Here is a 22,262-nt window from a genome sequence, read left to right on the forward strand (position 1 = left end):
TTTTACCTTTCTTATCTTTGCACTTCAAATTTTAAAATGTCATTTTGAAAAATATCCTATATAAAAACACGAAAATATCTTTTACTGATTCTGGAGAAGGAAATGCAATTGTACTGCTTCACGGCTTTTTGGAAAACAAAAAAATGTGGGCAGAATATGTTAATTTGTTTTCAGAAAAATATCGTGTTATTACCATCGATTTATTAGGTCACGGAGAATCAGACTGTCTAGGTTATGTGCATGAAATGGAAAATAATGCAGATGTTGTTTATGAAGTTTTGCAATCTTTAAAAATAGAAAAAGCTACTATTTTAGGTCATTCTATGGGCGGTTATGTGGCTTTGGCTTTCGCCGAATTATTCCCTGAAAATATCAAAAAACTGGTTTTATTAAATTCGACTTCTAAAGAAGACAGTCCTGAGAAAAAATTAAACAGAACTCGGGCAATAAAAGCAGTAAAACAAAATTATGTAAACTTTGTGAGTTTAGCGATTGCGAATTTATTCAGCGAAAACAACAGAACTCGTTTAGCTGATGAAATTGAAAAAGTACGAGAACAGGCTTTAAAAACACCTTTGCAGGGAATTGTGGCTTCGCTGGAAGGAATGAAAATACGAAAAGACCGCGAATGGCTTTTACACGAAAACAGATTTCCTGTTTTATTGATTTTAGGAAAAAAAGATCCTGTTTTAAACTACGAAGAAAGTCTTGCTCAAATTGAACATACAACAGCAGAATTAATTTCGTTTGAAGATGGTCATATGAGTCATATTGAAAATAAAGAAGAGCTAAAACCGATTTTGTTAGATTTCTTCAACTAAAATAAAAAGGGATTAAAAGCAAAAAAGGCCTTTCGAATGCACTGCCCCCAAAAAGTTAGACGCTATTTGGGGGCATTTTTATGGAAAGAAAAGTCAAGCACAGTTATGAATTCAAACTTGAATGTGTAGAATTAGTAGTTGTTAAACATTATTCATTTACATTAGTATCTAACGAGAAAGGAACCAGCAAATCTAATATACGCAAATGGGTCAGTTTTTACAGGGAATATGGAAGGGCAGGTTTATTATTACGAAAAAATCGGGTTTATCCGATTGATTTTAAATTAAAGGTTTTAAAGTCAATTTATAGGGATTCGTTATCTTTAAGAGAAGCTCGTTTACGATTTAACATTCCTTCGGATTCAATTATCATTAAATGGAAAAAAGATTTTGCTAATTTTGGTTTAGAAGGATTAAAACTAAAACCAAAAGGGAGGCCAAAATCTATGAGTGATTCTAAAGATAAAAAAAGTAAATCCAAAAAACCTTTAACCAGGGAAGAAGAACTTCTGTTAGAGAATGAAGCATTACGCTGTGAAATTGATTTTCTAAAAAAGTTACAAGCCTTAATTCAAGCCGAAGAAAAAGCCAAAAATCGCAAGTCATAATGGAATTAAGGCATCGCTATGATTTAAAATTACTTTTAAATTGTAGTAATGTGGCGCGCAGCAGTTTTTATTATTATCAAAAACAGAGTAAAACAGCTGATAAATACAAAAAAGTAAAAGAACTTATAAAATCAATTTATTATAAGCATAAGGGACGTTACGGATACAGGAGGATCACTAGTGAGTTAAACCTTCAAGGGATAATCATCAATCATAAAACAGTTTTAAGACTAATGAAATCGTTGGGATTAAAAAGTCTTATCAGAGTTAAAAAATATAAATCCTATAAAGGAGAACAAGGCAGGATTGCCCCAAATATTCTGAGCAGAAACTTTAAAGCATCAGTACCTAATCAAAAATGGGCAACCGATATAACTGAATTTAACGTCTCAGGAAAAAAATTATATTTATCACCAATAATTGATTTGTTTAATGGAGAAATAATTAGCTATGAACTGGCTGAAAGACCCGTATTTAACCAAGTAGCTGTGATGCTTGAAAAAGCATTTAAGAAAATACCCAATAATACTAATTTAACGCTGCACTCTGATCAAGGATGGCAGTATCAAATGAAACAGTACCAATACTTATTAAAAGAAAAAGGAATTAAACAAAGTATGTCCAGAAAAGGAAATTGTCTTGACAATGCCATTATTGAAAACTTCTTTGGAACATTAAAATCAGAGCTGTTTTATCTTAAAAAATACAGTTCCATTGGTCAATTAAAACAGGAGATTATTGAGTATATTAATTATTATAATAATGACAGAATAAAACTTAATCTAAAAGCAATGAGCCCGATACAATATCGAGCTCATTATTATAAAACTTAATTATAAATTTGTCTAAACTTTTGGGTGCAGTCTAGAAATTCGAAAGGCCTTTTCTTTATTTTGACAGCAAAACTTATAGTAGATAATTCAGCTGTTTTTTTAATTCAATAAATTAATCTAAAGTCTATATTCTTTCTTCAAAAGGGATAGTGATATCCAGTATTTCATTTAGCAATAAAACAATTTCTTCTACATAACTATTTAAAATTGACTTGCTTACTATTATATCCAGATCTTTTTCTTCTTTAAATCCAAAAGGCAAAAACCCTGATTTTAAATTTTTAAAAGAAATAATTCCGACTTCTATTGGAGTATCTCCCGCATGTTCTTCAAACATAAACGCATAAGCCAAAACCTGAATAATTTTGTCATTTTTAAGCTCTTGTGTTAATCCGTTCCAAGATTTAAGTATAATATTTGTTTTTTCGACTTTTCCGGTCTTATAATCAACGATTCTTATTTTTCCATTGCGAAGTTCAATCCTGTCAACATTTCCTTTAATTAGCACCGGAAATGGCAAACCGGGATGAGTGAGATAACGCTCAAAAGTTTGCTCCAAAGCTATAATCTGAACTGCATCACCGTTTTTAACTGATTCTAATTCCATTTTCAAAAAATTAGAAACATTTCGCTTTGCAACTTCAAAGGCCAGAAGATTACGTCCTTTTTTAATTTCGCCTTCCTTATATACCAATTTAAATTGTTTCAACACTTCATCATCTAACAATTTAAAACAGTTTAATAAATCAGTTTCTGAAATAAACTTCCCGATAAAAGGCTCATACAATGTTTTTAATGTTTCATGAATGATTGTTCCGAGTGTATTTAAAGCAATGTTTTCTTCGACTTCTTCGACTTCACGAATACGCAGGATTTTTTGAAAATAAAACTCAATTGGGTTTCGAATATAACTCGTTAATGCAGAAGGAGAAAACCCATTAGCAGCAATTTCTTTTAAACGTTCCATAACCGCTTCTGATTTCGGAATTACCATGGGCTGATATGCCGTAGCCGGTAATACCGGATTATAGATATCAAAAGACAAATTATGTTTTGATTTTTTTTCTACTTCGAGCTGGGTTATAAAACGGCTGCGTTCACCGGCGTCTAATCCGTCATTTTCTGTATTATAAATTAAATAAATATTTTTTGCCCGCTGAAGTAAATGATAAAAGTGATAGGTATAAATGGCATCTTTTTCTTTAAAAGTCGGCAGACCCAGTTCTTTCTTCACGTCATAAGGAATGAATGAATTCTGAGATTTTCCGGCTGGAAATTTACCTTCATTCATCGAAGTAACAATTACAGTTTCAAAATCAAGAACACGGCTTTCAAGAACTCCCATAATCTGCAGTCCACGTAAAGGCTCACCTTCAAAAGAAACTTCAGCCACATCAATAATCTGCTTATAAATAGCATGAAGAGTATCAATATTATCGATGTGTTTATGCTGCGAATAATAATTTATAAGTTTATTAATCACTTTAAAAACAGCATACACAAAAGTTTTAGCAATTTTTTCTTCTTCATTATCATTGTTGAAATTCTGCTTTATCAAAAGTAACATTGCCGAGATATTTTCAAGTACGGCTATCGATCCGTTTTCCCATTTCTGAAATAATAAAGAAAATAATGCTGATGGATTTTGATTAAGCTCTAAAATTTTATTGAGAGTAATAAAAGTATAGTTATTCTCTTTGATTATTCTAACAATATGATTGGTCTTCACATATGGCTCGACTAATGGATGTGTCAGAATATCCAGAACATCTTTATAATAAAAAACATAACTGCCGCCAGCACGAGAAAGTGCATTTGTATGCATTTTGAAAAACTTAGCTACCAGTATCTGCGATGGATTATTCTTTCCTGAATATCCCATTGTAATATTCAATGCCCCAACCGAAGAAGGCAGCGAATATAAAACCGGAATTAAAAGATTTTCTTCTCCCAACACTACTGCAACCTTATCCAGAGAAGCGGCTGGGTTTTCATTAATCAAATTCTCAATAATGCTTCCTGTCAATTTAGCTTGTCCAATTGTTTTTGGAGTACCAATAACCTGAATGTTTTTTGTTTGAGAAAAATCGTCTGCAATCCACTCAAAAGGGTGAAATTTATAATGCTTCCAGCTCTCTTTAAAACGACGGACAAAAAGTCCGGCATCATGAAAAGGATCATTTAAAAATGTCTGATCTACATCCCAATAAATTTTGGCCTGATCAAGCGCTAAAAGATGCTGCACAATTTTTTCTTCTGCAGCATTTAAGGCATTGAATCCGGCAAAAATAAAATTTCGATTTGAAATTGTATTCGAAAAATGATTTAAGTTATTTACTGCTTCTCTATAAATCAAACCTTGGTAACCAATTGATTTATTTAATAGATGATTGTATAGTGAATCGTAATAAAGAGGCAGAAGTTTCCAAAAATCGATATAATTTTCTAAAAGTTTAGTTTTATTTTCAACCTCTATTCCCCATTTCTTAATGTCTTCGATATCTTTTAGATAAGACAAAACATGATTTGGCTCCAAAAGATAACGATCAATTTCGTTAAAATCCTGCAAGAGTGTTTTTGCCCAATTAGCAAACAACTCAAAAGACTGTTGGTGCTGCTTTTCAGTAACAGATAAATAAACTTCATAAAACTCAAACAACAGTTCAATTGAATCCACAGATCTAATTGAAGCAACATCCTGTACAAAATCTTCAATACTTATAATTTCAGGAGAAAGGATTGTTTTTGATGTTTCTTTTTTAAGCGCTTCGATTAAAAAAACTTTAGCTCTTTTGTTTGGTAAAACAATAGTAGTTTCTGCTAGTTTATCTGAATAATCCTGAATTACAACAGTTGCAATTTTCTCTAAGAAAGAAGTATTTATCATTTTATAAAAATAAAAAAAGCCATTCAATTAAGAATGGCTTTTAGTATTTATTTACAAAAGTAAATTATAGTTTACCTTGGTATTTAGAACCTATGTGTTTAATTTCAGTTCTTCTGTTTTGTGCTTTACCTGCAGCAGTTTTGTTACTTGCAACTGGTTGAGAAGATCCAAATCCTTTAGCTTGTAAGTTTTCTGGATTAACACCTCTTTCAACTAAAGCGTTTAATACAGCATTAGCTCTGTCTTCAGAAAGTTTTTGGTTTACTTTAGCAGAACCTGTACTATCTGTGTGTCCTTCAATACTGAATTTTGCGTTTGGATAGTTTTTAAGGATTTCTTTAATAGCATCTAATCTAGCTGGAGTTTCTTTGTCACCAGTTTTGAAAGTAGCTTTTCCTGAGTTAAAGTAGATAGCTCTTGCTTGAACTTTAAGATCTTCTAAAGCTTGAGAAGATACTTCAGGACATCCTCTGTTACTAGCTGGACCAGCAACTGTAGGACAATCATCATCTTTATCTAAAACACCATCTTTATCAGCGTCTAAGAAAGGACAACCACCATTTTCTTTAGGACCAGCAACTGTAGGACATTTATCGTCTTTATCAGCGATTCCGTCTCCGTCAGTATCAGGACAACCTTTTAAAGCAGCTAAACCAGCAACATCTGGACAAGCGTCATCTTTGTCAGCAACACCGTCTCCGTCTTTATCAGGACATCCGTTTAATGCAGCTAAACCAAATTCGTTAGGACAAGCATCGCTAGCGTCAACGATTCCGTCTCCGTCAGTATCAGGACATCCGTTGAATTGTTTTAAACCAGCAACATCTGGACAAGCATCATCTTTATCGTAGATACCGTCACCGTCAGTGTCTTTACCACCAAATTTGAATACAAGACCGGCAGTGTGTTGGAAGTGAGATGGAGCATCTGGAGTTCCAGAAGCATCTTCTCTATCACCACTTACAGACCATTTGTATTTTGTACCTAATTCAAGACCAATAGCATCTGTAAACCAGAATGTAATACCAGCACCTGGGTTTACAGTTCCGTAGCTGCTATCTCCGAAGAAAGTATAACCTCCACCAACAGATAACGAAGGATCAATCACTTTAGATTTGATTAATTCCTGGAAGCTGTATTTAATAGTAGCATCAATTCCGTAGTACATTAAATCACCAGGGTTATAAACAACCATACCTCTTCCATCATGGCCTGCAGCATCTGGAGCAAAAATAACATATTTATCAATTTTGTTCACAGAACCTTGTAAACCAACTGAGAAACCGCTGCCAACATATCTAGACACACCAATGTAAGATAAAGAAGGAAGAATATTCCAGTTGTCTTTTACTGCAAATGGCTGAGAAAAGTGCGCCGGAAAAAAGTCAACATGATCTGGACTTGCACTAGTCCTAGTATCCACAGCATTAACCCCAAAAGAGATCGCCCATGGATTGTTACTGTCTTGCGCGTGAGAACTTAAACCCATCGCCATCATTACAGCAACTAAAAGTTTGTTAAGATGTTTCATACTTAATTTTTTTAATTACAATTTAGTTAATTACAAGCAAAAGTAACACCAAATTTTTTAAATACAAAATCAAATGTTAAAAAAAACCTACAAAAATTACACGAATGTGGTAATTATATAACTTTTAACATTTTACCTGTTAATTTAAAAGCTTCTATTGCCTTGTCCAGGTGCTCTTTAGTATGAGCTGCAGAAAGCTGGACTCTTATTCTGGCTTTGTCTTTTGGAACTACCGGAAAGAAAAAACCTATTACATAAATTCCTTGTTTTAAAAGTTCATTTGCCATAGTTTGTGATAATTTTGCATCATACAACATTACAGGCACAATTGCAGAGTCTCCATCTATTATATCAAATCCTGCATTTTTCATTCCTTCCTTAAAGTAATTAGTGTTCCATTCTAATTTATCTCTAAGTGCTGTATCTTTTTCTAATAATTCAAAAACCTTTATTGATGCACCTACAATTGAAGGCGCTAATGAATTAGAAAACAAATAAGGTCTGGAACGCTGACGCAGAATTTCTATTATTTCTTTTTTAGCTGTCGTATATCCGCCCATTGCTCCGCCTAATGCTTTTCCTAATGTACCTGTAATAATATCAACACGTCCCATTACTCCTTTTGCTTCAAGTGTACCTTTCCCTGTTGCTCCAATAAATCCGGCAGCGTGGCATTCATCTACCATGACTAATGCATCATATTTATCAGCGAGGTCACAAATCTTATCCAGAGGCGCAACTAATCCATCCATAGAGAAAACACCATCTGTAACAATTAGTTTAAAACGAGTTCCTGCTTCGGCTGCTTTAATTAATTGCTGTTCCAGATCTTCCATGTTGCTGTTTTCATAGCGATAACGGGCTGCTTTGCATAAACGAACTCCATCTATAATAGAAGCATGATTTAAACTATCTGAAATAATAGCATCATTTTCTCCTAATAAAGGTTCAAAAACACCGCCGTTTGCATCAAAAGCGGCAGCATATAATATGGTATCTTCTGTACCATAAAAATCTGCAATCTTTTTTTCTAAGGTTTTATGAATATCCTGAGTTCCGCAAATGAAACGCACAGACGACATTCCGAAACCGTGTGTATCCATTGCGTCTTTTGCGGCCTGAACCACTTCTAGATGCGACGAAAGACCTAAATAATTATTGGCACAAAAATTTAAAACTGTTTCTCCTGTCGAAATTGTAATCTCTGCACCTTGAGCAGAAGTTATAATTCGCTCTTTTTTGAAAATTCCATTTTCTTCGATTGTCTGCAGCTCACTTTGCAGATACTCTTTAATTTTACCGTACATTTTTATCTATTTAAAACGTTAAATATTAACAACTTAACCCGTAAAAAGTGAAGTTTTTTCTTTAACATCTGATTAATATTTTCACAAATTTACCACTTCAATTTCCGATCCTATATACACTAAAACCTTTTTTAACACTTTGTATCCTAAATCTTCAATAGCATCTTGATATTCTTGAATTTGCTGTTGATATTTTGAATTAATTGCACCCGTTTTATAATCCAGCAAATAAGCTTCCTTATTATTAGTTAATACAACACGGTCTGGTTTTAAAATTTTTCCTTCTTTTTGAACTATGGTCTGCTCATTTAAAACCTTATAATTACCATCAAAACAAATACTTAACTCATCATGATTTACAATTTCATTGAGTGTTCTTAAAACCATTTCAGATTGATCAATCGTAATTAGGCCATTCTCAAGTGCTTTTACAACTGCAAGATCAACATCTGACTTATCTTTTATAAAGGCTAAAATTTCGTGCACAATATTTCCATATGAAATTGCTTCCTGCTGGTGCGTTCCCCACATCAAGGCTTCACGCTGTGCTATTTTAATATTTTTAGGATTTAAAACTTCTTTTACTATTGGAATCATCTTTAATGTATCAACAGATTCTTCAGATTTAGAAAGTTTTGTTTTACTCCCAAATTCGTATTCTAATATTTCCGGATCATAAATTCCTTTATGCATTAGATATTTAATAAAATAAGAAGCCATGTTATTTGGAAATTCTCCGTCTTTCCTTTCTTTTAAAGATTGGGAAATAACATATAATTGTTCTTCGGCACGCGTTAATGCAACATATAGAACATTAATATTATCTAATAATTCTTCCTGCTTTTTTAAATTAAAAACTACTGACGCATTTTCTCCAAAACCTTCAACTGCGCTGCTGTTATCAATTAAAGCTTTTGGAACGCCTAAATCAGATTCTTCGGTATCCAGCCATAATTTATCTTTTGGCTTTCTGTTATAATCCTCTTCTGCAAAAGGCATAATTACAACCGGAAACTCCAATCCTTTTGATTTATGAATGGTCATGATTCGAACCGCATTGTTTCCCTCTGGAGAAGGAATACTGAATTTCTCAGAATTTTTATCCCAGTAATTAAGGAAATCAGCTATTCCGGCTTGGTTTCGAATATCTCTTTCTAAAACAATATCCAGGAAAAACTGCACATAAGCATTTCCTTCTGATGGAAGTATAAATTTTGAAATGATTATTTCTACAGCTTCATAAAGCGATTTTTTTCGAACATTTTCAAAAGACAGCGAAACATCAAATGTCAAAAGCCATTTTTCAAAATCTTCTTCAAATTTCTGCGACATTCCCTGAGCAATAAAACCATGAATCGGCATTTCGATTTCTTTATTTTCAGCTAAAAAATGAAGAAAGTAAGCTTTTGATTCTAAATCAGCATTGTTATTTAAATATCTAAGGAGATTAATTATCAAACGAACTTCTGTCGCATTTTGAATCATCAATGTTTCTGATGATAAAAGCGGAATATTTTGTTCTGTCAGGTAATTTGCAATTGCAATTCCCTGATCTCTTTTTCTAGTTAAAACAACAATATCTTTATATTTAAAACCTTCCCGAAGTACTTTTTGAATTGCATTTAAAGTCGCTAAAACATATAAATCTGATTTCTCAACAACTTCTTCCTCATCAGCAAAATCATTTTTTTCGACTATCGGAAGAAAAGAAATATTTACATAACCGCCTTTTTTTGAATTTGTATTTTGAAAACTATGATTTTCATATAAATCTTTATAATCTTCATTTATAAATTCAGTTGAAATCAATTTAAAAAAGGCGTTATTAAAATTAATAACCTCGCTATAACTTCTGTAGTTTGTATCTAAATGTTTCAGCACTTTTTCATGGCTAAAAAAAGAAACTTCTTTTTTTCCTAATTCAATAAACTGCTCTGCTTTTCCTCCTCTCCATCTGTAAATAGACTGCTTAGGATCGCCCACAATCATCAAAGTTCCTTTATTACCAAAATCATCTTCACCAGAAAGTGAGTTATGTATTAATGGAATTAAATTCTGCCATTGCATTTCTGAAGTATCCTGAAATTCATCAATAAAAAAATGGCGATATCGTTCACCTAAACGCTCATAGATAAATGGCGCTGGCTGGTTCTGAATTTCACGATGAATGATGGCGTTAAATTCTGAAATGGATAAAACATTTTGTTCTGACTGAATTTTTGCCAATTCATTGCTTACCGTATTTAGCAGAGAAAGCGGTGTAATATTTTTTAGAAAGGCTTTATAGAAATCTCGTTTTTCAAAATTCTTGTAAACCTTAACCAAAATTTGAAGCAATTCTGGAATTATATTTTCAATTAAGGATTTGTCTTTTGCTGTTTTATTAATAGCAATATCATCAAATTCATGAAAAGTTTTATTTCTCGGATTAAATTTTCCGTCCCGGATGCTTTCTAAGTGATTTGGAAATGTCCCTCTTGAAAATGATTTTAAATCGATTCCGTTTTTATCAATTAATGAAAGTGCTTCTGTTGCAAACTGCTCGTTTTCTGATTCCAGATCTTTACACAATGCGAGCATTTTCTTTTTGATCTCAACAAATTCTTCGATTGTTTTATCGTTAAAATGAAGAATTTCATTTCGATTATTTTCATTCAAAACCAAGCGTCCGGTTTCAAGGATTTCTCTGGAAATATCCCAGCTTTTATCATCGTCGGTTTTTTCCATTGTAAAATCGATCAGCAATTTAGTCAGCGTTTCATCCTGACCTGCCTGTGCGATAATAGCATCAACTGCTTCGATCAATAAATTTTCAGTATCCAGCGTGACTTCAAAAGTCATGGGAAGATTCAGGTCATGCGCAAAAGCCCGAATAACTTTATGGGTAAATTTATCAATGGTAGAAATATCAAAAGCTGCATAATTATGAATTAAATGCTTAATAATACTGCGCGCTTTTACTTTAATCTGAATAATGGAAAGTCCTGTATCACGAGACAAATCTTCCATCAAATCAACCGCTTTTGCAGAAGGTTCATCTTTGGCAAATTCAGACAAACTTCCAACAATACGGCTTTTCATTTCATGAACTGCCTTGTTTGTAAAAGTTATGGCTAAAATATTACGGTAAGCGTCCGGCGCTTTAGATGAAAGAATAATTTTTAAATATTCCTTAACCAAAGTATACGTCTTTCCTGATCCTGCAGAAGCATCATAAATAGAAAAAGACGGACTTTGCATAAACTTGGTTTTTTGTATTGTAAAAATAGTACAATAATATTAAATCCCAATAATGTAAAATTTGCAAATTCCAAAAAATAAAAATTCCAAATTCCAATGTTTGATGCTTTTTATCGCACAGAATTTTGGAATTTGGAATTTATCCCGTCCCGAATTTTCGGGATCAGGATTGGAATTTTTCAAAATAATTATATGTGTTTTGGAAATGCTCTTTTATTGAAAACCAATAATATTCCAACGCCTGTAGAAATCGCCATATCAGCAACATTAAAAATAGCGTTAAAGAACATCAAATGTTTCCCTCCAAAAATTGGAAGCCATCCCGGAAGATCACCTTCCCAAATAGGAAAGTAAAACATGTCTACAACTAAACCATGAAACCAGGTTCCGTATGGATGCGGTGAAAAAAGTGTTGCAAGATTATGTGTACTGTCATCAAAAATTACTCCGTAGAAAACAGAATCAATGATATTACCAGCGGCACCGGCAAAAATTAAAGCTATTGAAACAATCAAATAAGCTGAATGACGTTTCTTAACGGCATCGGCAAGCCAATATCCAATACCAAATACTGCAAAAATTCTAAAAACTGTTAAAATTAACTTTCCGTACTCTCCCGGTATTTTTGTTCCCCATGCCATTCCTTCATTTTCAATAAAATGAATTCTGAACCAGTCAAAAAGTACAACTTCTTCACCTAAAACGAAGTTTGTTTTTACATAGATCTTAGAAATCTGATCGACAATTAGAACTAAAAATATAAGGAAATACGCTTTTCTTAATGACATTTTATGATTTTTTGATGCGCAAAAATAACAATTAAATCAAAAAAAACGCTCCCTTGTGAACGTTAATTGTTTTGTAATAAAACTAAAACGAAGCGATTTGCCTCAATTTTAGATTTTGATCTATTTTTTTGCAGTAGTATTTGCCGGACTGTCTGTAAAGAACCCCGAGATAGATTTAAAAATTCCTTTGCTCGGTTTTCCGGCTTTAATCTTCTTTGCTTCTGCTTTTTTTACATCTGCTTTAAATTTGATACGTAATTTTTCAAATTCTTTTATTCTGTGCTCAACATCGGAATTTACATCTTTAAATTTCAATACTTTAGCCATATTGTAAGTTTTTTAAGTAAAAAAATAAAACATTTAACGATTTGGTTTTACAATGATACATAATTTAATTTATATTTGTTAACAAAAATTAACATTTGTTTAATATAAACTACAAAAACAGCAAATAATAAATACCAAAAACAAATTAATTTAACTTTTCCCCAAACCTTACAAAATATGAATGAGATAACTACTATTCTAAACAAATTTCTGGTCGATACTAAAGCTAGCGCAGCATTAATTTTAAATGGAAAAGGAAAACTAATCACTTCTCTTAATCTCGATTACAGCGACAGTATTGCCGCAATGAGTGCCGCAATTTTATCAATGAGTGAAAAATTCCTAATTGACTTAGAAAAAGGTTCCTTAAAACAACTTTACTTAAAAAGTTCCGATGGGGTTGTCGTCGGAAATAAAATAAGCGGTTCAAACTTCGTCATTGCATTTTCAAAAGAAGGAAGCAATCTTGGCTTATTAATGCATTCTACAGATGAATTATCTGTAGAACTCAGCAAAAATTCTCTATTAAAATAACATAAACTATTAACCACAAACCCCAAGAACTATGAGTAACGATTTTTTAAACGTGTTTTTAAACGAAATGAAAACTAACGTAAACGGCTTTATAGCCGTATCTGTAACAGAAATTGAAACAGGACTAAGCTTTGGCAACATTACAGTAGATTCAGCTTTTGATCCTGAATTGGCCGCCGCTTATAATCTGGAAGTTGTAAAAGCAAAATTAAACGCCGTAAAGGCTTTAAATTTAAATCAGGATATCGAGGATATTTTGATTACACTTTCAAATCAAATTCACATTATCGACATTTCGCCAAACAAAAAATTCATGATTTATCTTGCCGCTGATGCCACCAAAGCAAATCTTGGAATGACAAGAGCGGTTTTGAGAAAACACAAGGCAGATTTAGAAAAAAATCTGGCTTAATTTTATTGTAATTAGAGCTGTCTGCATTAAGGCAGTTCTAATTAAAATTTTTTCTTTTCTTTCAATTTTTAAACTTTTATTTCTTACAAAAAACAAATCTTTGATTTTGGTATTTTTTTAGTTTATAATTGAATTCTCTCAAAAAAGCAAAAAAAAGCCCCGGCTTTAAACCCCAAAAGATTAAACAAAAAAACGCCCCTGAAAGGAGCGCTTATTTTATTATGTATTTTAATTATCTCTGCAAATTTTTAGCTTCGATACTCATTGTTGCATGAGGAACGATTTTAAGCCTTTCTTTGCTGATTAATTTACCAGTTACTTTGCAGATACCGTATGTTTTGTTTTCAACACGGAATAACGCGTTTTTTAAATCGCGAATAAACTTTTCCTGTCTAATTGCTAACTGAGAGTTAGCTTCTTTAGACATTGTTTCGCTTCCTTCTTCAAAAGCTTTAAAAGTTGGAGAAGTATCATCGGTTCCGTTATTCAAATCATTCATGTATGCACTCTTAATCAAATCAAGATCTGCTTGTGCTTTTTGTATTTTATTTTGGATTATTTCTTTGAACTCCGCCAAATCGGCGTCAGAGTATCTTGTAATTTCATCTATCATGGTATTATATTATTTTGAAATTAATATCAATGTTTTAATATCATCAAACTCAATTTCTGTGCCGTTTTCTAAAGCATCCACAAAAACCAAATTATCTGTCAGCGTCTCAGACTTAATATAGTCTTCGTTTTTAGAAACCGCTTCTGCTAAAGAACCGTTTCTTTTTATTTGTACTTTGATCTTATCAGTAACTTCAAATCCTGAATCTTTACGGATATTCTGAATCCTGTTTACTAATTCTCTCGCGATACCTTCGTTTTTCAATTCTTCAGATATTGTAATATCAAGCGCAACTGTAATTCCGTTTGAATTTGCAACCAGCCATCCTTCAATATCCTGCGATGTTATTTCGACGTCTTCTAGTGATAAAGTTACATTATTTCCAGCAATAACAATATCTAACGTTCCCTGCTTGTCTAATTGATTGATCTGATCTGCAGAAAAAGCTTGTATTTCCTTAGAAATCAACCCCATATCCTTTCCAAAACGTGGTCCAAGAGCCTTAAAATTAGGCTTAATCTGCTTTACTAAAATACCAGAATCATCGTCTAAAAGTGCAATCTCTTTCACGTTTACTTCGGCTTTTACCAAGTCAGAAATCGCTTCGATTTCAGCTCTCTGATTCTCGTCAAGCACCGGAATCATTACCTTTTGCAGAGGCTGACGTACTTTTATCATCTCTTTTTTACGTAATGATAAAACTAAAGATGAGATCGTCTGCGCCTTTTGCATTTTGCTTTCTAACGTTTTATTAACAAAGTTTTCGACAAATTTTGGAAACTCAGCCAAGTGAACACTGCTAAATTGCTCGGTTTGCGTTGAACTCGTTAAATCTCTGTACAATTTATCCATGAAAAAAGGAGCAACAGGAGCGCTTAATTTACTGATTGTTAACAAACAAGTATAAAGCGTTTGATAGGCAGCAATTTTATCATGGGCATATTCACCCTTCCAGAAACGACGACGGCATAAACGAACGTACCAGTTACTTAAGTTTTCCTGAACAAAATCAGAAATTGCTCTTGTAGCCTTCGTTGGCTCATAATCTTCATAACATTCGTCAACAAATTTGACTAAGGTATGAAGTTCTGAAATGATCCATTGATCGATTTCCGGTCTTTCATTTAACGGAATTTCTGCTTCAGCGTATTTAAATCCGTCAATATTAGCATATAACGAAAAGAATGAATACGTGTTGTACAGCGTTCCAAAGAACTTACGGCGAACCTCAGCAATTCCTTCAATGTCAAATTTTAAGTTATCCCAAGGATTTGCATTTGAAATCATGTACCAGCGTGTGGCATCTGGGCCGTATTCTGCAATTGTTTCAAAAGGATCTGTTGCATTCCCCAGACGTTTAGACATTTTTTGTCCGTTTTTGTCCAGAACCAAACCATTTGAAACTACGTTTTTATAGGCTACTTTATCAAAAACCAAAATTCCGATTGCGTGTAAGGTATAAAACCATCCGCGAGTCTGATCGACTCCCTCTGCAATGAAATTTGCAGGAAAATCTTTGTTCTCGTCAATTTTATCTTTGTTTTCAAAAGGATAATGCCATTGTGCATAAGGCATTGCTCCAGAATCAAACCAAACGTCAATTAAATCGCTCTCGCGTTTCATTGGCTTACCTGAAGCCGAAACTAAAGTAATCTGATCCACTACATTTTTGTGTAAATCAATTAAATCATAATTAGATTCAGACATGTTTCTGATTTCGAAACCTTTAAATGGGTTTTCTTTTTGAAAACCAGCTTCGATCGATTTTTCGATCGCATTGTATAATTCTTCAACAGAACCAATCAGAACTTCTTCTTTTTTATCTTCTGTTCTCCAGATTGGCAATGGAATCCCCCAATATCTAGAACGAGATAAGTTCCAGTCGTTGGCGTTTTTCAACCAATTTCCAAAACGTCCTTCACCAGTAGATTTAGGTTTCCAATTGATAGTTTCGTTCAGGTCGAACATTCTATCTTTTACATCGGTTACTTTTATGAACCAGGAATCTAGCGGATAATATAACAACGGCTCATCAGTTCTCCAACTGTGTGGATAACTATGTACGTATTTTTCAACCTTAAAGGCTTTATTTTCTTCTTTTAATCGAATAGCAATTTCAACATCAACAGAACGCTCTGGCGCTTGTCCTGCATCATAATATTCGTTTTTCACATATTTACCGGCAAGATCACCCATATGCGAAGTGAATTTTCCTTGTAAATCTACTAAAGGAACTGCGGTTCCGTTTTCGTCTAAAACCAACATTGGCGGCACTTCCGGTTTTGCTTCTTTTGCTACTTTAGCATCATCTGCACCAAAAGTAGGTGCTGTATGCACTACTCCTGTTCCGTCTTCGGTAGTTACGAAATCTCCGGTAATTACTCTAAATGCATTTTCGGCATTTTCGTATGGTAATACATAAGGCAATAATTGTTCGTAACGAATTTCTACTAAATCAGCTCCTTTTGCTTCAGCTACTATTTTATATGGAAGTTGTTTGTCTCCATTTTTTACTTTGTCGAAATCAGCATCGTCTTCACTTGCGAAAAATCCTTTCCCAAATTGTTTTCCAACTAAATTTTTAGCCAAAACAACATTGATTGGCTCAAAAGTATATTGATTGAATGTTTTTACTAAAACGTAATCGATTTTTGGACCAACTGTTAAAGCTGTATTCGATGGCAATGTCCAAGGCGTTGTCGTCCAGGCCAAAATGTGAACATCCCCAAAACCTTGTAAAAAGCTTGGCAATGTCTCCGGCAATGTTTTAAACTGCGCTACAATCGTAGTATCAGTAACATCTCTATAAGCTCCGGGCTGATTTACTTCGTGAGAAGACAATCCTGTTCCTGCTTTTGGAGAATACGGCTGAATCGTGTATCCTTTGTACAACAAACCTTTATCGTAGATTTGTTTTAAAAGCCACCAAACAGATTCCATGTATTTTGGTTTATAAGTTACATATGGATCTTCCATATCTACCCAATACCCCATTTTTTCGGTCAAATCATTCCATACGTCGGTATAACGCATTACGGTTTTTTTACACGCTTCGTTATATTCTTCGATAGAAATTGTTTTACCAATATCTTCTTTTGTAATTCCTAATTCTTTTTCGGTTCCTAATTCTACAGGTAAACCGTGAGTATCCCAGCCTGCTTTTCTTTTAACCTGAAAGCCTTTTTGAGTTTTATATCTGCAAAAAATATCTTTAATCGCACGTGCCATCACGTGGTGAATTCCTGGTAATCCGTTTGCTGAAGGCGGACCTTCAAAAAATACGTAAGGCTCTGCACCTTCGCGAGTAGTTACACTCTTTTCAAATATATTTTCTTTCTTCCAAAAATCAAGAACTTCCGACGCTACAGTTGGCAAGTCAAGTCCTTTGTACTCAGTAAATTTTGTACTCATTTTATCCTTTTCTTAAACGAGGTGCGAAAGTAAGGAATTTTGAATTATTGTCCATCAATTTCTTTAAATTTCACAAACTTTTGTTGGGATAATGGGTACAAAAACAAAAGAATTGGTCAATTTTTGGCAGTAATCTCAAATTTTTGAGCGAACAAACCAAAAACTAACCAATTCTAATTATTTTCCCGGAAGAATTAAAAAGGACTACTTAAATCCTCCGAAATAGACTTCTTTCATAAAAATTCGATTTCCAAAAACAGGATTTATTTCTACTTTTTCACGTACTTCCTGATAAATGGTTTCTCCGTTAAAATCTTCAATTTCGTAATTAATTTTATACGGTATTTTTCCTGAATTTAATGTTGGGACCGGACGGTAATCGCCATAAAGTCTTCTTTCAAAAAAGCTTTTATTTCCGTTGTCAAATTCTGTTTTTTCTGTCGAAACGATATTGTGATTTTCTTTATCAATAAAAACATGATAATCTGTTTTAGGAATCGTTCTGTTTCCTGAACTTAAGGTTTTTTCAAAATAGTTCAAATGATAACACAATCTTCCTTCGTACATTTCATCTTGCAAAACTTCAAAATTATTCCATAAATCAAGTCTTAAATCTGTAAGAAAATTAATTAAATCAACGTTTTTAGATAAATTGTTGTAATCGTAAGTTGTCGATTTTGCCCATTTGGCATTTAAACCGCTTTCGCGATCGTCATGACTCCAGGCTTCTGCTCCATTTACAATTTCATAATAGGTTTCGGGCATTTTTTTCTTAAGAAGATAATTTGTGGTTGTCGCCCATTTTTCTTCTGTTTGAGGTACGTTATTTCCTTCTATTGAAAGTTTAGAAAAGTAATGTGCTTTTTCTACTTTTTTCAAAGCCTGGCTTCCACCTAAATTATCTACTACTTTTGCCAGTAAATTTGCATTTGACTGGTATGGAATAGAATCCAGAAGATTAAATCTTTGAATTTTGCCTTTTTCTAAATAAGCTTCACGGCGTGCTTTTTCACTTTCCCATTCAGCATCCTGCTGCTCTATTTTTTCAAAAAAGGCTAATCTTTTTTCTTCTTTTTCTTCTGCTATTTTAAGACCTAGTTTTTTAAGATCTGCAAAACGTGTGGTATGGCTTCTTATTTTTTTATCGACAAAATAGCCGTTATTTACTTTTTTTACAATCGAAGATCCTCTGGAATCCTGTTTATCATTCTCGATAAGTAAATTAGCATACATTAATGCTTTTTCTTTGTTTTCAAGTAAAAAATAAGTTTCTGCTAAATTGTTTGTTACTATAAACCGGATGTTTTCGTTTGCTGGTGAAGGCGGATATTTTACCAATAAACTTTCCAGATACTGCAAATGCGGCGTTAACAATTTTTCGTCTAAACCTTTTTCAAGTGTTACTTTTTCCATCTGAGCCGTAATTTCGTTCTCAAATGCCAGCATCTGATTGTATTCTGAATGTCCTTTTGAAGTTACAAATTCAAACTTTATTTTAGATTCGTCTATAGTATACTTTAATTTGTAGTTAAGATAGTTTTGTATTGCCTGAACAGAACTGTAAATTACTGTATCTAATCCTAACTCTGCAACGGTATAATTACCATCTTTCTCTGCTTCTGCAATTTTTTTATTATTCATATCTACTGCAGCTTTCAAATTATCTTTTTGATAGCCTCCTGCAATTAAATACGATTCGACAGTATTAAAATCTTTGGTTAACAGAAGCTTATCAGTACATTTTGCTTCCATTTTTATTTTTACACTATAATTAGAAAATGCCTGAAATTTCCAGCTATTTTCCTTTTTATCAAATACACTATCGATTTTTGTCGCTTTATATTGCGGCAGTTCGATGGTTAAATAAATTCTCAGTTTTCCGTTTGCAGGATCTTTTATAAAACCTTCTATGTTAAAATAATTTTTCTTCAATATAGGTTCTTCTTGTATTAACTGTTTATCCATTTGATAAAAAGTGGTCTGCGTTAATACATTATCAAGAACAGGATATTCCGGATATTTAATTACGGGTATATAAAATTTCTTTTTTCTGGAACTTATCTTTTCTTGTGCCTGAACTGAACCAATTACAAACAAGGCAATTAAGAGTACTATTTTTTTCATAGGCAAAAAAAAAGCCATCAGAAAAAAATCCTGATGGCTTTGAGTTTTTAGTTATCTTATTTTTTATTAAAAATCTGAATAGATTTATCAGACACATAAAAAATATTTTGTGTCGCCGGATCTATTTCATAAACCGGCTGATTGTTAGTAAAAATGATTTTATCAACTTCAACTCCGTCTTTTTTACTCACTTTTACCAAAACTTTTTCTCCAGAATCTGCTTTTGCAAAAATATAAGAGAAGTCTCTGTTTTGTTTCATTGCATTAAAACGAGAATTGAACTTAGCCGCTACAATACCAAGAGCTGCTGCTCCGGCTGCGTAATTTTTTGCCTGGTTCATGTTATTTTTATCTTCGTTTCTCACAACTGAAGTTCTCATGTTTCCGCTAGAATCACGGTATGTCATCGTTATTTCAGATCCTTTTACTTCACTTACTCCTGCACCAATACCTAAACCAATACTTCCTGCAATTGCAGCACTTTTTAAAAGACGTCTTGATGTTTCTCCCGGCTGTGAATACGTAAGGTGGTATTTAATTGTTCCATCCATATTAACTCCCATTACCTCAACCGGTCCGGAAAGTACAACTCCCCAAGGAAATAATTCGATACTGTTTAATTCTTTTTCTTTTTTGATGTTCACTTTAGCAAATGGCTCTGGTTTATCGCTGATGCTTGGATCAAATTTGTATAATTTCTCGTCGTTATATACTAAGTAAGAATTTGTAGCTTCGTCATAAGTAGGCAAAACCGGACGGTCTTTGTCAAACTGAATATTACGTTTCCAAAGTTTAACACCTGTTTTATAATCTACCATGTTTCCGTAAGTTCCTGTAAGGTACATTACTTTTTCACCTACTTTTCCTAAGTAATAAATTGGGTCTTCTTTGTCATCAGAGATTTCAATGAATTTTTTCCAAAGTTTTTCTCCGTCTTTGTTGATTAACATCATTTCGTTTTCTGCAACGTATAAGAAATCCTGATCGATAGGAATTACTCTTTTCAAACCATCTCCACGAGCATCTTTTTTCCAGATTTTTTCACCTGTTTTTAAGTCAAAAAAGTTGAAACCGCTGTAATGAGCAACTAATAATTTTGTTCCCCAATCTTCAAGGTAAACTACTCTTTTTGTTTTGATAGATTCTTTCCAGATACTTTTTCCTGTTTCTGTATTTAAAACATTTAAATATTGTTTTGTAGAAAAAGTCCCGGCGTTATTTACTACAACAATGTTTTTATCGTTTTGAGTTAAAAAGAATTTAGAATAATCTTCATCACCTTTCCAGTTCAATTTTCCTGAATTTCTGTCAAAAGAATATAATTTACCGTACAACAAATAGTAAATTACTGATCCGTGAACTGTAGCAATATTTGTATTTGCAGATTCTTTGAAAGAAAAGCTAAATAATGATTTTGCTTTATCTACAGTTGTATTCCATTTCAATTCTCCTGTTTTCATATCTAATAAAGCAATTGCCATATCGCCGTCTTTTTTCAGCGTAAGCAAATACTCATCTGTTTCAGGAATGAAGTCTGATTGTGTTACCCAAAAAGATTCTTTTGATGAATTGTAAACAATTTTACCAGTATCTGTATTAATGATAATGTATTTATTGTTGATGTAAGCTTCAACATATGGGCTGCCCGGAACAGTTGTTAAAGCACTTTTGTCTTTAAAAACTTTTCCAAAATCAGGATCTGTTAAGATATCTCCTGCAGATGTAGCTCCAAAATCGTCTTTTGTTAAAGTCCATACCACTTTTTTAGTTTCAGGATCTAAACCTTTTACGGTTCCTCCTTCTTTAAAAACAACGATCCCTGTAATTCCGTTTTGTACCAAATCCTGTACAGTATTCTCTGTCTTAACAATTTCGTCGTATTTCCTTTGAGAAATGGCCGAAACACTTACTAATAAAAGCAAAATAATCGAAAAAGTAATTTTTTTCATAGTAATTGATTTTTCATTAAAAATTTAATATTTGTCTAAGGCTAATATTTCTGAATCAACTTATTAAAAAATGTTTAGTATTATTTTAATAAAAATTCGCTGCACAAATATATAAAAATAGGATTCAGTTTAAGAAAATATTTCTTTCAAAACTTCTAGTGATTTTGGCCTCTTGAATCCCTCTAAATGAAAGCTGTAGTAATCAATTAAAATCTTCAGTAAAACTTGTCTTTCAAGTACATGAAACACTTTTTGATTGTTATCAAACTTTAAATCGATTAGCTTTTTAAGCAAATTTGTTTCGTGTTCTGAAAGCACATTTCCGCCATGAGAAAATGTAAAAATACCGTCATTCATTTCAAAATGAGGCAGGTTAATTTCTGAAACATCTGGATAAAACCCTAAATATTTTGTAATTTCTAAAAGTAAAATCAAATGAAAATTAGAAATTTCATCATGATTATCCAGCCAAGTCAATGCGGTTTCTAAAAACAAGAAAAGAGATTCGTTTTTTTCTTCTTCCTGAATAGAATAATGAAGTATCTCTGACAGAAACATAACCATCGTACTTTTTACAATATCAGTATGGATGGTTTGAAAAGGAATTCCGTTTTTTATTTCTTTAAAATTTTCAAGAGTGCCTTTATTTTTATGAACAGCTTCGATTTCTAAAATAGACAACGGCTGGAAATACGCAATTTTCTGGCTTGCTTTTCTGCTCGAAAAAGCATCGCGCACAAAATAAGATTTCAGTCCGTTTGAAAGTGTAAAACATTTTACAATCAAGCTTTTTTCCTGAAATTTTAAAGATGAAATTACTATTGCTTTGGTTTTGACGAGCACAGGATTTTAGATTTTAGATTGCTGATTTTAGATT

Annotated in this window: 15 protein-coding genes; 4 read left to right on the plus strand and 11 right to left on the minus strand. The window is 32.8% G+C overall.

Features of this window, described 5'->3' with window-relative positions:
• The first annotated feature begins 44 nt into the window (after positions 1-44).
• Positions 45-821: an alpha/beta fold hydrolase gene (locus tag AABD74_RS03325; protein ID WP_406844666.1), complete on the plus strand. Its 777-nt coding sequence runs from the start codon at positions 45-47 to the stop codon at positions 819-821.
• 80 nt (positions 822-901) lie between these two features.
• Positions 902-2,262 (plus strand): IS3 family transposase gene (locus tag AABD74_RS03330; protein WP_406844667.1). Its coding sequence is split into 2 segments (ribosomal slippage): positions 902-1,385 and positions 1,385-2,262, totalling 1,362 coding nucleotides; the frame shifts between segments, so codons are not numbered across the junction.
• A 124-nt stretch (positions 2,263-2,386) separates the two neighbouring features.
• Here the strand turns inward: AABD74_RS03330 and AABD74_RS03335 are convergent.
• The 6 genes from AABD74_RS03335 to AABD74_RS03360 all read right to left on the minus strand — a co-directional run bounded on the left by AABD74_RS03335 (position 2,387) and on the right by AABD74_RS03360 (position 12,342).
• Positions 2,387-5,149, minus strand: a complete 2,763-nt coding sequence (locus tag AABD74_RS03335) for a PD-(D/E)XK nuclease family protein (protein WP_406844668.1) — start codon at positions 5,147-5,149, stop codon at positions 2,387-2,389.
• Positions 5,150-5,213: 64 nt separating this feature from the next.
• Positions 5,214-6,680, minus strand: a complete 1,467-nt coding sequence (locus tag AABD74_RS03340) for an OmpA family protein (protein ID WP_406844669.1) — start codon at positions 6,678-6,680, stop codon at positions 5,214-5,216.
• 113 nt (positions 6,681-6,793) lie between these two features.
• On the minus strand, positions 6,794-7,987 hold the full coding sequence (kbl, locus tag AABD74_RS03345; RefSeq protein ID WP_406844670.1) for a glycine C-acetyltransferase: 1,194 nt from the start codon (positions 7,985-7,987) through the stop codon (positions 6,794-6,796).
• Positions 7,988-8,068: 81 nt separating this feature from the next.
• Complete coding sequence (locus AABD74_RS03350) at positions 8,069-11,227, minus strand: UvrD-helicase domain-containing protein (RefSeq protein ID WP_406844671.1); 3,159 nt, start codon at positions 11,225-11,227, stop codon at positions 8,069-8,071.
• Between the two features lie 188 nt (positions 11,228-11,415).
• The gene (locus tag AABD74_RS03355; RefSeq protein ID WP_406844672.1) at positions 11,416-12,015 is read right to left on the minus strand and encodes a lipoprotein signal peptidase; all 600 of its coding nucleotides are present in this window, start codon (positions 12,013-12,015) and stop codon (positions 11,416-11,418) included.
• 120 nt (positions 12,016-12,135) lie between these two features.
• A complete protein-coding gene (locus AABD74_RS03360; RefSeq protein WP_406844673.1) occupies positions 12,136-12,342 on the minus strand; it encodes a hypothetical protein in 207 nt (68 codons plus the stop codon).
• Positions 12,343-12,519: 177 nt separating this feature from the next.
• On the opposite strand from AABD74_RS03360, the gene AABD74_RS03365 reads away from it, so the two are divergent.
• Both AABD74_RS03365 and AABD74_RS03370 read left to right on the plus strand, forming a co-directional pair.
• Complete coding sequence (locus AABD74_RS03365) at positions 12,520-12,876, plus strand: roadblock/LC7 domain-containing protein (RefSeq protein WP_232681778.1); 357 nt, start codon at positions 12,520-12,522, stop codon at positions 12,874-12,876.
• Between the two features lie 31 nt (positions 12,877-12,907).
• Positions 12,908-13,288 carry a hypothetical protein gene (locus tag AABD74_RS03370; RefSeq protein ID WP_232681777.1) on the plus strand — a complete coding sequence of 127 codons (381 nt, stop codon included), beginning with the start codon at positions 12,908-12,910 and terminating at the stop codon, positions 13,286-13,288.
• A gap of 232 nt (positions 13,289-13,520) precedes the next feature.
• Here the strand turns inward: AABD74_RS03370 and AABD74_RS03375 are convergent, their stop codons facing one another.
• The 5 genes from AABD74_RS03375 to recO form a co-directional block, all read right to left on the minus strand.
• Positions 13,521-13,901: a TraR/DksA C4-type zinc finger protein gene (locus AABD74_RS03375; protein WP_026983623.1), complete on the minus strand. Its 381-nt coding sequence runs from the start codon at positions 13,899-13,901 to the stop codon at positions 13,521-13,523.
• A 9-nt stretch (positions 13,902-13,910) separates the two neighbouring features.
• A complete protein-coding gene (gene ileS, locus AABD74_RS03380; RefSeq protein WP_406844674.1) occupies positions 13,911-17,312 on the minus strand; it encodes an isoleucine--tRNA ligase in 3,402 nt (1,133 codons plus the stop codon).
• 204 nt (positions 17,313-17,516) lie between these two features.
• Complete coding sequence (locus AABD74_RS03385; protein ID WP_406844675.1) at positions 17,517-19,436, minus strand: hypothetical protein; 1,920 nt, start codon at positions 19,434-19,436, stop codon at positions 17,517-17,519.
• A 56-nt stretch (positions 19,437-19,492) separates the two neighbouring features.
• Positions 19,493-21,385 (minus strand): PQQ-binding-like beta-propeller repeat protein, encoded by a 1,893-nt coding sequence (locus tag AABD74_RS03390; protein WP_232681774.1) that lies wholly within the window; start codon positions 21,383-21,385, stop codon positions 19,493-19,495.
• A gap of 129 nt (positions 21,386-21,514) precedes the next feature.
• Positions 21,515-22,228: a DNA repair protein RecO gene (recO, locus tag AABD74_RS03395; RefSeq protein WP_406844676.1), complete on the minus strand. Its 714-nt coding sequence runs from the start codon at positions 22,226-22,228 to the stop codon at positions 21,515-21,517.
• Positions 22,229-22,262 lie beyond the last annotated feature (34 nt).

The sequence above is a fragment of the Flavobacterium soyae genome, assembly GCF_045348165.1.
In the GTDB taxonomy this organism is placed as follows: Bacteria; Bacteroidota; Bacteroidia; order Flavobacteriales; family Flavobacteriaceae; genus Flavobacterium; species Flavobacterium soyae.

Bases quoted from the DNA above. Each gene is read 5' to 3' on its own strand.
- AABD74_RS03335 (WP_406844668.1), bottom strand. From the start codon at position 5,149: ATGATAAATACTTCTTTCTTAGAGAAAATTGCAACTGTTGTAATTCAG.
- AABD74_RS03340 (WP_406844669.1), bottom strand. From the start codon at position 6,680: ATGAAACATCTTAACAAACTTTTAGTTGCTGTAATGATGGCGATGGGT.
- kbl (WP_406844670.1), bottom strand. From the start codon at position 7,987: ATGTACGGTAAAATTAAAGAGTATCTGCAAAGTGAGCTGCAGACAATC.
- AABD74_RS03350 (WP_406844671.1), bottom strand. From the start codon at position 11,227: ATGCAAAGTCCGTCTTTTTCTATTTATGATGCTTCTGCAGGATCAGGA.
- AABD74_RS03355 (WP_406844672.1), bottom strand. From the start codon at position 12,015: ATGTCATTAAGAAAAGCGTATTTCCTTATATTTTTAGTTCTAATTGTC.
- AABD74_RS03360 (WP_406844673.1), bottom strand. From the start codon at position 12,342: ATGGCTAAAGTATTGAAATTTAAAGATGTAAATTCCGATGTTGAGCAC.
- AABD74_RS03365 (WP_232681778.1), top strand. From the start codon at position 12,520: ATGAATGAGATAACTACTATTCTAAACAAATTTCTGGTCGATACTAAA.
- AABD74_RS03370 (WP_232681777.1), top strand. From the start codon at position 12,908: ATGAGTAACGATTTTTTAAACGTGTTTTTAAACGAAATGAAAACTAAC.
- AABD74_RS03375 (WP_026983623.1), bottom strand. From the start codon at position 13,901: ATGATAGATGAAATTACAAGATACTCTGACGCCGATTTGGCGGAGTTC.
- ileS (WP_406844674.1), bottom strand. From the start codon at position 17,312: ATGAGTACAAAATTTACTGAGTACAAAGGACTTGACTTGCCAACTGTA.
- AABD74_RS03385 (WP_406844675.1), bottom strand. From the start codon at position 19,436: ATGAAAAAAATAGTACTCTTAATTGCCTTGTTTGTAATTGGTTCAGTT.
- AABD74_RS03390 (WP_232681774.1), bottom strand. From the start codon at position 21,385: ATGAAAAAAATTACTTTTTCGATTATTTTGCTTTTATTAGTAAGTGTT.